Annotated in this window: 16 protein-coding genes; 13 read left to right on the top strand and 3 right to left on the bottom strand. The window is 43.0% G+C overall.

The genetic code is table 11. From position 1 onward, the window contains the following. Nucleotides 1-239: 239 nt before the first annotated feature. Nucleotides 240-1259 carry an inovirus-type Gp2 protein gene (locus JGF26_RS21025; RefSeq protein WP_126498995.1) on the bottom strand — a complete coding sequence of 340 codons (1020 nt, stop codon included), beginning with the start codon at nt 1257-1259 and terminating at the stop codon, nt 240-242. 349 nt (nt 1260-1608) lie between these two features. After that, a complete protein-coding gene (locus tag JGF26_RS21020) occupies nt 1609-1812 on the bottom strand; it encodes an AlpA family phage regulatory protein (protein WP_126498994.1) in 204 nt (67 codons plus the stop codon). Nucleotides 1813-2177: 365 nt separating this feature from the next. Here JGF26_RS21020 and JGF26_RS21015 point away from each other — a divergent pair, with 365 nt between their 5' ends. The 10 genes from JGF26_RS21015 to JGF26_RS20970 all read left to right on the top strand — a co-directional run bounded on the left by JGF26_RS21015 (nt 2178) and on the right by JGF26_RS20970 (nt 10191). Further along, entirely contained in the window at nt 2178-3404 is a 1227-nt protein-coding gene (locus JGF26_RS21015; RefSeq protein ID WP_126498993.1) for a hypothetical protein, read from the top strand. A gap of 353 nt (nt 3405-3757) precedes the next feature. Further along, nucleotides 3758-4192: a hypothetical protein gene (locus tag JGF26_RS21010; protein ID WP_126498992.1), complete on the top strand. Its 435-nt coding sequence runs from the start codon at nt 3758-3760 to the stop codon at nt 4190-4192. A 112-nt stretch (nt 4193-4304) separates the two neighbouring features. Next, the gene (locus tag JGF26_RS21005; RefSeq protein WP_063448361.1) at nt 4305-5144 is read left to right on the top strand and encodes a hypothetical protein; all 840 of its coding nucleotides are present in this window, start codon (nt 4305-4307) and stop codon (nt 5142-5144) included. Nucleotides 5145-5836: 692 nt separating this feature from the next. After that, nucleotides 5837-6658 carry a DUF932 domain-containing protein gene (locus JGF26_RS21000; protein ID WP_126498990.1) on the top strand — a complete coding sequence of 274 codons (822 nt, stop codon included), beginning with the start codon at nt 5837-5839 and terminating at the stop codon, nt 6656-6658. A 69-nt stretch (nt 6659-6727) separates the two neighbouring features. Further along, entirely contained in the window at nt 6728-7198 is a 471-nt protein-coding gene (gene radC / locus JGF26_RS20995; RefSeq protein ID WP_134708638.1) for a DNA repair protein RadC, read from the top strand. A gap of 8 nt (nt 7199-7206) precedes the next feature. Beyond that, on the top strand, nt 7207-7449 hold the full coding sequence (locus JGF26_RS20990; protein ID WP_126498988.1) for a DUF987 domain-containing protein: 243 nt from the start codon (nt 7207-7209) through the stop codon (nt 7447-7449). An 11-nt stretch (nt 7450-7460) separates the two neighbouring features. Further along, nucleotides 7461-7826: a type IV toxin-antitoxin system YeeU family antitoxin gene (locus JGF26_RS20985; protein WP_134708639.1), complete on the top strand. Its 366-nt coding sequence runs from the start codon at nt 7461-7463 to the stop codon at nt 7824-7826. A gap of 33 nt (nt 7827-7859) precedes the next feature. Then, complete coding sequence (locus tag JGF26_RS20980; protein ID WP_126498987.1) at nt 7860-8180, top strand: TA system toxin CbtA family protein; 321 nt, start codon at nt 7860-7862, stop codon at nt 8178-8180. 341 nt (nt 8181-8521) lie between these two features. After that, nucleotides 8522-9694: an ATP-binding protein gene (locus JGF26_RS20975; RefSeq protein ID WP_134708640.1), complete on the top strand. Its 1173-nt coding sequence runs from the start codon at nt 8522-8524 to the stop codon at nt 9692-9694. Then, on the top strand, nt 9691-10191 hold the full coding sequence (locus tag JGF26_RS20970; RefSeq protein ID WP_134708641.1) for a hypothetical protein: 501 nt from the start codon (nt 9691-9693) through the stop codon (nt 10189-10191). The genes JGF26_RS20975 and JGF26_RS20970 overlap by 4 nt, the downstream gene beginning before the upstream one ends. A gap of 2 nt (nt 10192-10193) precedes the next feature. Here the strand turns inward: JGF26_RS20970 and JGF26_RS20965 are convergent, their stop codons facing one another. Continuing rightward, nucleotides 10194-10385, bottom strand: a complete 192-nt coding sequence (locus JGF26_RS20965) for a toxin-antitoxin system HicB family antitoxin (protein ID WP_134708642.1) — start codon at nt 10383-10385, stop codon at nt 10194-10196. 125 nt (nt 10386-10510) lie between these two features. Between JGF26_RS20965 and JGF26_RS20960 the strand changes: the two genes are divergently transcribed. The 3 genes from JGF26_RS20960 to JGF26_RS20950 all read left to right on the top strand — a co-directional run bounded on the left by JGF26_RS20960 (nt 10511) and on the right by JGF26_RS20950 (nt 11938). Further along, a complete protein-coding gene (locus JGF26_RS20960) occupies nt 10511-10852 on the top strand; it encodes a SymE family type I addiction module toxin (RefSeq protein ID WP_134708643.1) in 342 nt (113 codons plus the stop codon). Nucleotides 10853-11291: 439 nt separating this feature from the next. Continuing rightward, complete coding sequence (locus JGF26_RS20955) at nt 11292-11642, top strand: type II toxin-antitoxin system RelE/ParE family toxin (protein WP_063927918.1); 351 nt, start codon at nt 11292-11294, stop codon at nt 11640-11642. Continuing rightward, nucleotides 11639-11938 carry a helix-turn-helix domain-containing protein gene (locus JGF26_RS20950; RefSeq protein ID WP_128348879.1) on the top strand — a complete coding sequence of 100 codons (300 nt, stop codon included), beginning with the start codon at nt 11639-11641 and terminating at the stop codon, nt 11936-11938. Before JGF26_RS20955 ends, JGF26_RS20950 begins: the two co-directional genes overlap by 4 nt. Nucleotides 11939-11940 lie beyond the last annotated feature (2 nt).

Raw genomic sequence — 11940 nt, 5'->3', positions numbered from 1 at the left:
GCTATCGACTGAAGCAAAAACGAAAGGCCGGGGTTATAGCGGAAGCTAATCCTGAGTAAATAAGGTGGATCAATATTAAACCGTTGGTGGTGACGGTTAGTGGATCACTTTTTACCCGTCGTTGACATCATGAACTCCGTAACAAATGAAAAAAGCCAGCATGGTTAGCTGGCTTTGTAGATAGAAGGGGGGAAGGAAGCATTACCGACTGTTACAACAGGTTAGGTTTACCGGCATATTTATGCTCTCTTCCTTTTTTTCAATGAACGTACTTCTCCGCGACCAAAGGTTCTGGCATTACCCGGAAGAACCAGACGTGCACAGGCATCGATTTTGGTGATGTAACTTAGCGCCTTAAGTAACCCCTTGTCCTTACTACTGTCACCGCGTTTCAGTTTGCCGAGGCAGCAGTCCTCATAACGCTCTTTGTAAGCGTTGCAGTTGTAGAACATGCCTTTACCTTTAGTAATAGTTTCATTCCAGTATCTCCCGAAAGCATGAGCAATCACGCCATCCTGTTGTGCCTTATTACCATTTAAGATAAATAGCATGTGGTAATGAAATTTACGTTGTGGGCCATATTCCAGTTTCCATACCGTCCCGAGGACATGGCGAAACATTGGATTCTTTTGCATATTGCGAAACAGCTGCTGACGGTGCTTACGGGCATCATCAGCAGTGATATCAGCTTTGTGTTCATTTGCCCATGATAAATCAACCCGCAAGACCAGCAGCCGGGAATGACGCTCCTGCAGATGTCTGATGTAATTCATCACTCCCTTAAGATTTTTAACCGAAGCCCTCTGATACTTTCTGCATGCTTTTTTAAATCCTGCCTGGCTCACAGTAAACCGGTAATCCTGTATCAGCTTATTCAGCATTTCTGCTGTGGTAACAGTGTCTGCCCCTGCTATTTTCCCGTTATGGACACGCGAATATAAATTGGCGCCAGTAAATAGACGCTGGAAGGTAGCTATACGTGGATTAGCTATTCGTACTTTCATTGCATCTTGTGGCAACATATTAAGATAACGGATGGCATCAAGAATGGTGACTGACTCAGCGCTCTCTTTGTATCCTGAACGGTTATACAGAATAGCGAAAGGTAACTTACGTCCTCTGCTGATAGTTTTAAGACAACTATCCAGTTGTTCTAATCTGAGTCTGAATTCATTGTCATCGGATATGGTGACATAGGGAGTATTATTCTCAATGTGATATTCAGCATGAGATAACAGGAATGATTCTGGTAAGGCCATAATGTATTTCTCTGAGACCGGTCAGCCATTGCTGACCGGCAATGTATTAGTGTGGTTATTGGATGAGTGTCTTTGTCTAATATTCAGTATGAATAGTTATATCAGAGGTAGTGTCTGTGTGATAACAAAGTATAAGTGTATAACACCTCAATGAGATGGGTATAAAGTGCTTATATGGGGTGATATTGTTTGATGATTGAGTGCATTAATGACCGATTGATAATGCATTAAATACAATAATAAATAAACCGTCTTTATAAATCACATAAAACCCATGAGCAACAAGGCACGCAAGTATAAAAGCATGGTGTAAAGTTAGTGACCTTTTTATCACTATCTTTAATTGTCTTTATGCTCTCGAGTCATTAATGCGGGCTTCTAACCATTCTTTTACTTCACGTTCAATCCAGCGGGAACTGCGGCCAAACTTTATAGGTTTTGGAAATTTCCCTTGCTGTGCCATTTTATAAAACCACTTATCAGACAGACTGGTCAGCTCGGTAATGAAAACCATATCAACGAACCGGTCTTTATAAAGATCAATCTCTTTCATGACTTCTCCAAAAGAATTTAACATGAGGACGCCGGGCGGCATCCTTTCAAATGGATAGGTCAGGTATGTATGGTTTTACATTTCTATGGAGAGTCTCCATAGTGGTTGAAGAGTCATTACTGAAAGCATACAGGGACAGGTTATGGCCTTTCACTATGGCGATAAGGAAACTCTCCTTACACCCCTGTCTAAAAAAAGCTACTTTCTATGTAATTTGTCACTAGTACTGCACGTTTCATCAAAAAAAACACTACAAAAAAACTACGAAAAATCTACTTATTGACTATGCAATACACTACAACTATTATCAGTATAAAAATAATGGACATGCTGTAAATTGAGTCCGGCATTCAAAGAGGTAAAAGATGAGTTTAAGCAAAGGAAAGAATGAGGATTACAGGCTAAAAATAAAAACAAAAAGAGAACTATCCGTTTTTTATTGGTTTGTAATGGAAAATAAACCTATGGTCGATCGCTACCGTTTCTCACCTCTAAAAAACATGAAAAGAATAAATTCAATTTACCGAATGAATATACGGGATGCCTCTTTACTATTATCTGAAATTATCAGCGACTATTATTCAGGTGTCCTTGATGCTATACTTCATTATGAAAGAAAAATAGAAATTTTTCTTGACTCACTTCTTCCAGAATCAGAGTTTGAATGGTTCAGGAAAAATGAGCATGCTTGTTATTTTGTTTGGTTAAGTATTAAAAAATACTATCCTCAGCTATCTTCTGAAATGCTCAATATTCAACAGGAGGTTGCGCCACAAAAATTTAGCAATGTGCATTCTCTGGTTGACCTATCAGGTCTTGATAATTTTAGCCAAAAGAATCAGCATGCAATTGCATCGGAACCTTTTCTTTCAGAAATAAACTCGCTGCATGTACATCCCGCATCCCACAAAGAACGTTATAACTCTATCCTGTATTTCATGGATCTAGTTCCATCATACTTCATTGATAAATTATCATTTATAAAAAACATAAGGTCTCAATGGGATGTTAAGTTTAAAGCAAAACGTAAGTTAAATATCCCCGTGGAAAATACAGGTCTATGCCAGTGGGCCTGGGACTATATGAAAAATAAACCATCCATGAGGAAGCGCGTTTACAGTCAAGGCACAGAAGCGCCAGAGGGGGGAATTAAATTATCTGTTGAAGATTATTCACTCTCAATATGTTCTGCTGACGACAAATATGGCATCTGCAATAAGAATATGTCAGAAAGTACGGCACAGGAGGATTACAATAAATCACCTAACAATGACGCTGATAATGACAAGAGTTCAAAGCATGAAAGTGGCATAAAAAAGGTGAGTTATAAAACCATAGACCTTTTTCCGGAAAATGGCAGTTCTCTATCCAGTATTAATAGAATTGGCTGGCATGATGCATTTGAGATCATTCAGCCATCGACACCAAGAGAAACATATTTAGCTATCCATGCAGTCTGGATTTTCTATGTTGGAGGAACCTTCTTGGAACCAGAACTTTATAACCAGTTTAAGCGTGCCAGGGATACATACCTTACCCGTAAAAGAAAAAAAATAAAAATAATCAGAAATAAATTACAGGAGCTGAATTAGTCTGTGGGCAACTGGTGAGCTTATAACTTAGTATAAATTACCCCATAAAAGTGCCTTGAAAGTATTCCAGATCATTTCACATCTATATTACCCACATGAAGCCGTGCCAGTATGTATTACTGGCGCGGCTTCTTCACATTGATCTATTGCACCGATCGATACTCAAGCAGTGATAGTTACTGACTATTAATAGCGAGGAATCGATCGTTTTATCAATAGAATATAACGATCAATTCCTGGAAACTGATCTGTAGTAACGATTATCCCATTCTCTCTCAAATGCATAGGATCAGGTGGCCTTTTGTACAGCAAAGGGCCATTTTTCGTTTGTAAAACAACAGTAAGGAATCTCTATGTTCAAGGTCACTTCTGCACTCTTTCTCAGTGCAACTTTGTTCACCACCGCTGCGCACGCGACCATTCAGGAACAGCAGTGGGGTAACTGGTTTGGTAATACCAGCGGAATGGAATTTGGTATTAATGCCGACAATGATGTTGGTGAGCGCATTACCTTCACTTGCATCGGAGGCCACCTGGGCATCACCTACAGCGTCCCAGCAAAGAACTATTCCATTTCTTCTGGGGCAGGTCTGAAAAAGCCAGGGTTGATCATCAACTCAACCCACTATCAATTAGGCGAAGCTGCATTTATGGCGCTCAAAAACACCAGTGATGAAGGAGTGCTGGAAGTCACTGAAGCCAAAAAACCATTGTCCAAACCGTTCAAAACTGTAGGTCTTCAGGAAGCGCTGAAAGAGGTAACCTGGCAGGACTGCATCAGCCGTTAAGCATCTTCTTCGCCTAATTCTCAAAACAGCACAGTTTGCTGTTTTAACCACTCGTTGCTGGAGTTCAGATACGTCCAGCAGAGCCAACGACAAACGTCCTCAGGGTGTCATCATGACAGAGTTTATTTCACGCTTATTTGTTATCTCAGTGCTTTCATTTCCGGCCCTAAGTTTTGCCATCACCATTCCCGGTAATATTCACCCAGAGCGATACACGTTCTTTCTAACAGATAGAGGCGGTGAAATGCTTCGCGAAATGAACGATGCGGCAGTCAGCGTAAAACTCAACAACAAAGTTGGTTTTAGCGCTGAGGCACAGAGCAAGGCTGCTGCTGCGAACATATCTCCTTTGCTGTACGCAGCATCACCCCTTGAACAGAACTTTATCCGCTACGACAGTAAACCGGTTAAGGCTCTGACTTGTCTCGTCACGACCCGCACTATGCCGGGTCAGAATAAAAATTACACATGGGAGGAAACCTACTGCCTTGATGAAACCGGTGCTGCTTACATCGGCACAAAAGGCTGGCCGTCACGTGCTATCGTCGAAAAGAGTTGCGAGGTGGGTGTCCCCAGTTGTCCTGTATATCTCGGTCTGAACAATGATCCACCGACCATGCGGAATGATGCTGCGCAATATATTCCTTACAACAGCAAACGCGTAAGTAGGAATAAAGAAAGTAACTCTGAGCCAAAACCAGCAGCTGGAGAAATGGTCGCAGAGCAGGACGGTTATGTGGTGAATTATGTAAAAGGTAGCAGTTGTGCTGACAACAAACTGGTTGTTAAAAACACAAGCTCCGGGAAAACCGCCGAAATTGCAGGATTAAATGGTTGCTCTTTTGACCCGAAGAAAAATGCAGTAATTATCTTCCCTCAAAATGAATACGTCGGCGTTTACAGTGGCCCCACAAACGCTTCTGAGGAAATAGCCTCAGTCGATCTCCCCTAATTACTCTTCTAGTCCGGTATAAGCTTCCTGCGATACCGGACGCCTTTTGGATCAACCTATGAAAACTAAAAAATCCCCGGACGATACAACGCCAGATGCAGAATCATTTGGGTTGACCTGGCCCGTTGTTTTCAGCGTCGCAGGCCTCACTCTGCTGAGAAGTAAGTCGGTCGTATGCCAGACAATGGGAGCCAGCCTGATGACCTATAGCCTGATAAGACTCATAAAAAAACTCGCCACGCTTGCCTGAAAAGTCCCAATCAGGCAACACGGTTTGTGTTCTAACACCTGTACCAGACGTACTATCACCTTCCGAAGCTCGCCTGGAAGCTAACTCTCGACAAAAGCTGAATCGTTCCTTTATCAAAGGGCTGGCTGCAATAGCAGAGGACAGAATCAATGATGATGCCTTTGTTTTATCGGTGTGCAGCAAAGCGTATGAACGCTTACCTCTGAACATAAGGCGAGTCGTTAAATACGAGTGGTGTCTTCGATACTTCCAGTACAGTAAACCCTTTATTCTGCAGCGATTACAACATCACCAGGCCGAAAAGCTAATACCACCGGCATTACCTGACAGAGAACTCTCGCCACAGCAGAGCCAGCCACCAGCCTCTCCCTGAACATTTTATCTTCCATCCAATGCCACTCTACTGGAGTGGCTTTTATGCCCGTTTTAAAAGGAATCAACTATGACCTGTTTAGCCAGCCGCTTTGGTGCAGTCAACCTTGTTCGTCGTGACCGCCCGTTAACTCGCGACGAACTGGCCCATTATGTGCCCAGTGTCTTCAGCGAAGAAAAGCATGAATCCCGTAGTGATCGCTATACCTACATCCCGACAATTACCCTTCTCGATAACTTGCAACGCGAAGGCTTCCAGCCATTCTTCGCGTGTCAAACCAGAGTCCGCGACCAGAGCAAACGAGAGCATACGAAGCACATGCTGCGCCTGCGTCGTGAAGGCCAGATTACTGGCAAACAGGTTCCCGAAATTATTCTGCTGAACAGTCACGACGGCTCCAGCTCATATCAGATGCTACCGGGGTTATTCAGAGCAGTTTGCCAAAATGGGCTGATTTGCGGTGAGAGTTTTGGCGAAGTACGCGTGCCGCATAAAGGCAACGTAGTAGAGAAAGTCATCGAAGGGGCCTACGAAGTACTGGGAATATTTGACCGAGTAGAAGAGAAACGCGATTCCATGCAGTCGCTTTTGTTGCCACCGCCCGCTCAGCAGGCTATGGCGAAAGCGGCGCTGACATATCGCTTCGGTGAGGAGCACCAACCGGTGACAGAGACGCAGATACTTTCCCCACGCCGCTGGCAGGATGAGAGTAACGACCTGTGGACCACTTATCAGCGCATTCAGGAAAACCTGATTAAAGGCGGTCTATCGGGGAGAACAACCAAAGGAAAGCGCGCCCATACCCGAGCAGTGAAAGGTATTGACGGTGATGTGAAGCTCAACCGGGCCCTCTGGGTGATGGCTGAGAATATGCTGCAGCTTGCTTCATGATCTCTTCCACTATTTTCCCTTAACGCCTTTCCGAAGATTCGGAAGGGCTTTTCTTTCTAAGGAGCAACCATGTCTACGATCAATTTATCCCCGGTATTTCCTGCAAACGAGCAGCGTGTCATCCAGCGAGCATTACGTCTGCTGGAGAAATACCAGCGTCAACCGAGTGAGTCATTTACCTCTACCAGCCTTACAAAAACTTGGCTGCAACTGCAGATGGCTCACCTGGAACGGGAAGTCTTCATCGTAATGTATCTCGACAATCAGCATTGCCTGCTGGAGCGAGAAACACTGTTTACCGGCACGCTCAACCATACCGAAGTGCATCCCCGCGAAGTGGTTAAATCAGCCCTGAAACATAACGCTGCTGCGGTCATTTTGGCGCATAACCACCCGTCCGGCACGACAGAAATCAGCCAGCAGGATAAACATGTCACTCAGCGAATTGCTAAAGCCTTGGCTCTGGTGGAAGTGCGTGTGCTGGATCATATTGTGGTCGGGAACGAAGTGGTGTCTTTTGCTGAATGTGGCTTGTTATGAGGTGCAGAATGAAAATCATCAGTAAGCGCCAGGCGATGCATATTTATCGTCAGCATCCCGAATCCAAGTTATCTGCCTTCTGTACAGGTCACTACCAGTGGCATAGCAGTGTCTGCCATTACTACGGACGTGAAGTTCAGGATATCAGCGGCGTTCTCGCTGTTTTTGTTGAACGTCGTCAGGACCGGGCAGGCCCGTACGCCATTCTGCGCACGCGTGACAGTGAACTAATCAACCCACTCAGTCATTAAGGAATATATTAATGCAGTCGACCACCTTATCCGGCACATCGGCGGAGAACGCATCCTGCCTTCAGTGGGGTTTAAAACGTAATATCACGCCATGCTTCGGCGCTCGCTTGGTACAGGAAGGCAACCGCCTATACTTTCTGGCTGACCGGGCAGGATTTAATGGCTCATTCAGTGACGATGAAGCTTTGCGTCTGGACCAGGCATTTCCACTGATGATGAAACAGCTTGAGCGGATGCTGACGGCTGGCGAGCTTGATCCTCGCAGCCAGCACTGCGTCACACGGCATCACAACGGACTTACTTGTGAAGCTGACACTCTCGGCTCTCATGGCTACGTTTACATTGCCATATATCCCCAGACAGCTCTAACCAGATAACACCTTCCTCTTCTTTTATCAGGGACTCAACACATGCATATTTCAACTGTACCGGCAACGGTGACGGTTTCGTCACGCCTGTCTCCTGTCCAAGTTTGGCAAAAACTATTAACGTATATTTTAGAGCATCATTACGGCCTCACGATCAACGACACACCGTTCAGTAACGATACGACGATTCAGGAACATATAGAGGCTGGAGTGAATCTTACTGATGCTGTTAATTTCCTTGTGGAACGATTCGAGCTGGTGCGCATTGACCAGAAGGGTTTATCCTGGCAGGATCAAGAACCCTGGATAACATCTTTGGATGTTCATCGGGCACAGTTCAACCTTGGCTTGAAACGCTCATAAATCAGCCAACTGATCATTAAGGAAAACATGTGGGGGCATAATCGGGGGCATGTCAGTAAACCACATAGGAAAATAATCAATAAATTCAACATGATTAATCACCAAATGCGACTCCTGTGATCTCCGCCAAGTTCTTATCCCTCTCCAAGGTACTAACTTTTCCGATAATACTCAATTATTACAACTAGTTAATCTAGTAAACTATACATAAAAGCAGCTTAGAAATATTTGAGACCCAATAAGCTGACACTTTGTCATGAAAAGCCGATTGCAAGGGTTAATCAAACAGCATATCATCATTTCGTGACAAATTTGTCGCGAAATACAGTTACGGTGATAAAATGTTATTGCAATACGGTGTAAAAAATTATTTTGGGTTCAAGCACGGCGCTGAAATTGACTTCAAATTAAACTCTAAAGTTCCTAAAGACGTAAGTTTCGGTCGTTCTGTAAGTACAGTTATTGGTGTAAAAGGGGGTAATGGGTCTGGTAAAACAAATATCATTAAGGCATTAGCATTTTTAGGGGAATTTTGTGCCAATTCTTTTTCAAAATCAGAAAAAAATATAGAGTCCGATAGTTATTTTAAAAGCCCGAAACCAAGTGAATTTTATATTGACTTTAGCATCAATGAAATTTTCTATCGGTATGAACTCGAGGCAACTCAGAGCCATATCAAATCTGAGATTATTTACCGTAAGTTTTTAAACGGGAAAAATAAAAAAACAATTAAAATTTTTGAACGGACTGATGATGATATTGTCTATAGAGCGGAAGAACTATCCTTTCTAGATGTTATCGTTTTGAAAAGTAAAGTTTCTATCATTAGCGCCACTGCAAATTACAAATTTAACACCGATAATCCTACTTTTAAAAATTTAAATGATTTTTTCTCATCTATCAAAAGTAACGTTTCCTATACTGGATTGAAAGAAGTTTCATGGTCTCTAGATGGATTATACAATGCATCTCTTTTTTATAAAAATAATGAATCCGCCTTCAAATTTGCAAAGAAAATAATAATAGATTGCGATCTTGGGATCAGTAACATTGAAATATTATCACGAAAAGATGAAAATAATTCGGATGTATATTTCCCTATTTTCCATCACATTCCAAATGATAAAAATTCATGGCTCACAGGGCATGATGAGTCCAGTGGGACAAAATCACTCTATGTTAAACTTGCGTCATACTGGACAGTATTAACTAATGGTGGTGTTCTCATTATGGATGAATTTGATATTAATTTCCATCCTTTCATGCTACCAAAACTTCTTGATCTTTTTGAAGATGCGCACACTAATCCAAAAGGTGCTCAATTTTTATTTACATCACATAATACAGAAATCATTGATACGCTAGGAAAGTATCGAACATATTTAGTTAATAAAGAAAACAATGAAAGTTATTGTTATCGCTTGGATGAAATTAAAGGCGATATTTTGCGTCATGGTAGACCTATTTCGCCAATTTATAAGGATGGTAAAATTGGAGGAGTACCAAAAATATGAGAAAGAAAAACTTTGGAAACCCTATTAAAAAGGACTTCCTCAAAGCATTGCCTGATACGGCCTTTGAAAACAAGGGTATTCCTCATAGATGTAAGTTTAATTTTAGCTTCTTTGACCATACACAAGAGGCAGGGCAGAATTTTAACGACTGGGACCATAATTCGCTAGTCAAATTGCTTGAAAAATTAAAACACTATTCCAATGAAAATCTTGAACATTGGCGGCATGCAAGATGCGGTGCCGGTGGACTTACTATTTATGAGAACTATAAGAACTTCCCTACTAAATCCGATTTTATACATCCTAAACACGTTCCTCATAATGTTGAATGGGCAAGGTTTAGACTTGAACAGAAAGTTAGGCTTATAGGATTTGTACTACCCAAAGAATGTGAAAATATTATAGATACAGCTTGTAACCTTACATATGATCCAAACACATTTTTTGTGGTATTTTTGGATCAAGATCATAAATTTTACAATATTGAGACAGAATAACATCATCCTAAAGGATCAATGTTTTTCTTTTTTAAAGCCTCCCTCGCCAACTCCTTCAACCAACTGGCGAGACTCACCCCTTCCTCAGCCGCCACTGCATCCAACTGTTCCTTCAATGCCGGATCAATACGCATCTTAAACTGCGGAGATTGTCCGCCGCCTTTTGGTTTTTTTTCGCGCGATATGATTGACATGAGGCCACCTATCCATCTACTCCGATACACATAGGAGGCCACCTAAAATTCCTGTATTTGCAACGCCCCGATGTGCGGGAACACAACCGGAGCGTCTAACCTCACCAACTATCAAGGAGTTGATTATGGCTGATTCGCATTCTACCCCAGACACCGACCAATCCGGAACCGAGCGTTCGTTAATTGTGGGATACCGCCCGAATGTTTTCGACAAATCCACGCCCAATATCATTCTGTCCGGCAAGTGGCTGCGCGCGGCGGGGTTTGAAACCGGGCATCAGGTCACGGTGAAGGTGATGAGGGGTTGCATCGTTCTGGTGGCATATAACGAGCAGGAGCAGAGGTTGCAGGATGATTATAAACGGACGAAGGCAATGCTCATTGAGATTGAGGATGCGCTTGCAGCGATCCAAACTCCGCGTCCTGGAACGCGCCTCGCAAAAGTGAATACACACCGCCGAGCTTAACGCTGAGAATATGGAGGTGGCATTACAGACAAAGATGTCATCCAGTCTCCGGCAGGCAAAATTGAGTAACATTCAACTATCCGGAAATTCCGGATAGTTCACCTGAAGAAAAACAGCAGATTTCAGAGAGATAGATCACCACAACCTCGAAGCAATACTCGACGTCGGGTACCGTCCTCCTCGAGCCGTCCAGGGCCACCCAGACCTTCCAGTAATAGTGGGTAAAAAGGTTATTTATGGACAAACGGCAGCTTTACTCTCCAGCATGAATGAAAAACGCTGGAAAACGCCTCGCAATTTCTTAATTGCACGATCCGTTTGAAATCCCCTCTTTGTCATACTCCTGCCACTAACAGCCTGGCTGTCGATGACAGCCATTGCATTTATTAACTACAGCTTATATTCTTTTTATAAGTTACAGCTTATCATGGACGAAAGCATGTGGACGGTTCGGTTCGGAAAGGTATTCGAGCAGTGGTTGTTTGAACAGGAAGAAGGATTACAGGATAAGGTACTGGCAGACCTGCTAAATCTGCAACACTATGGGCCACGTCTTCCTCGTCCTTATGCAGATACGGTTAAAGGCTCACGGTATAAACATATGAAAGAATTACGTATTCAATATGCTGGTCGTCCTGTTCGTGCTTTCTTCGCATTTGATCCTGTACGTCAGGCCATTGTGCTTTGCGCAGGCGATAAGAGTAACGACAAAACCTTTTATGAAAAAATGATTCGCATCGCAGATACCGAATTTTCCCTTCATCTGACAAGCCTGGAGGCAACCAAGTGAAAACCTTAAATGAAGTGATTGCGTCACGTTCACCGGATAGCCAACAACGAATTAAAGAAATGGCAGAGGAAATGATCCTCGAAACGGGTCTGCAACTTTTACGTGAAGAGCTCAGGCTTTCGCAAAAAAATGTTGCCGAGCTTATGGGGGTAAGCCAGCCCGCAGTAACTCAGATAGAGCAACGTGGAAATGAACTAAAAATTGCCACACTTAAGCGCTACATTGAGGCAATGGGTGGGAAACTGTGTATCGACGTTGAACTTCCCACAGGAAAACGCGTTGCATTTCATATCTAACA

Origin of the sequence: Enterobacter sp. E1, assembly GCF_016809815.1 — a bacterium.
Taxonomy (GTDB): Bacteria; Pseudomonadota; Gammaproteobacteria; order Enterobacterales; family Enterobacteriaceae; genus Enterobacter; species Enterobacter adelaidei.
The sequence above is the reverse complement of the archived record's forward strand: the minus strand, read 5'-3'. Positions and strand labels throughout refer to the sequence as shown.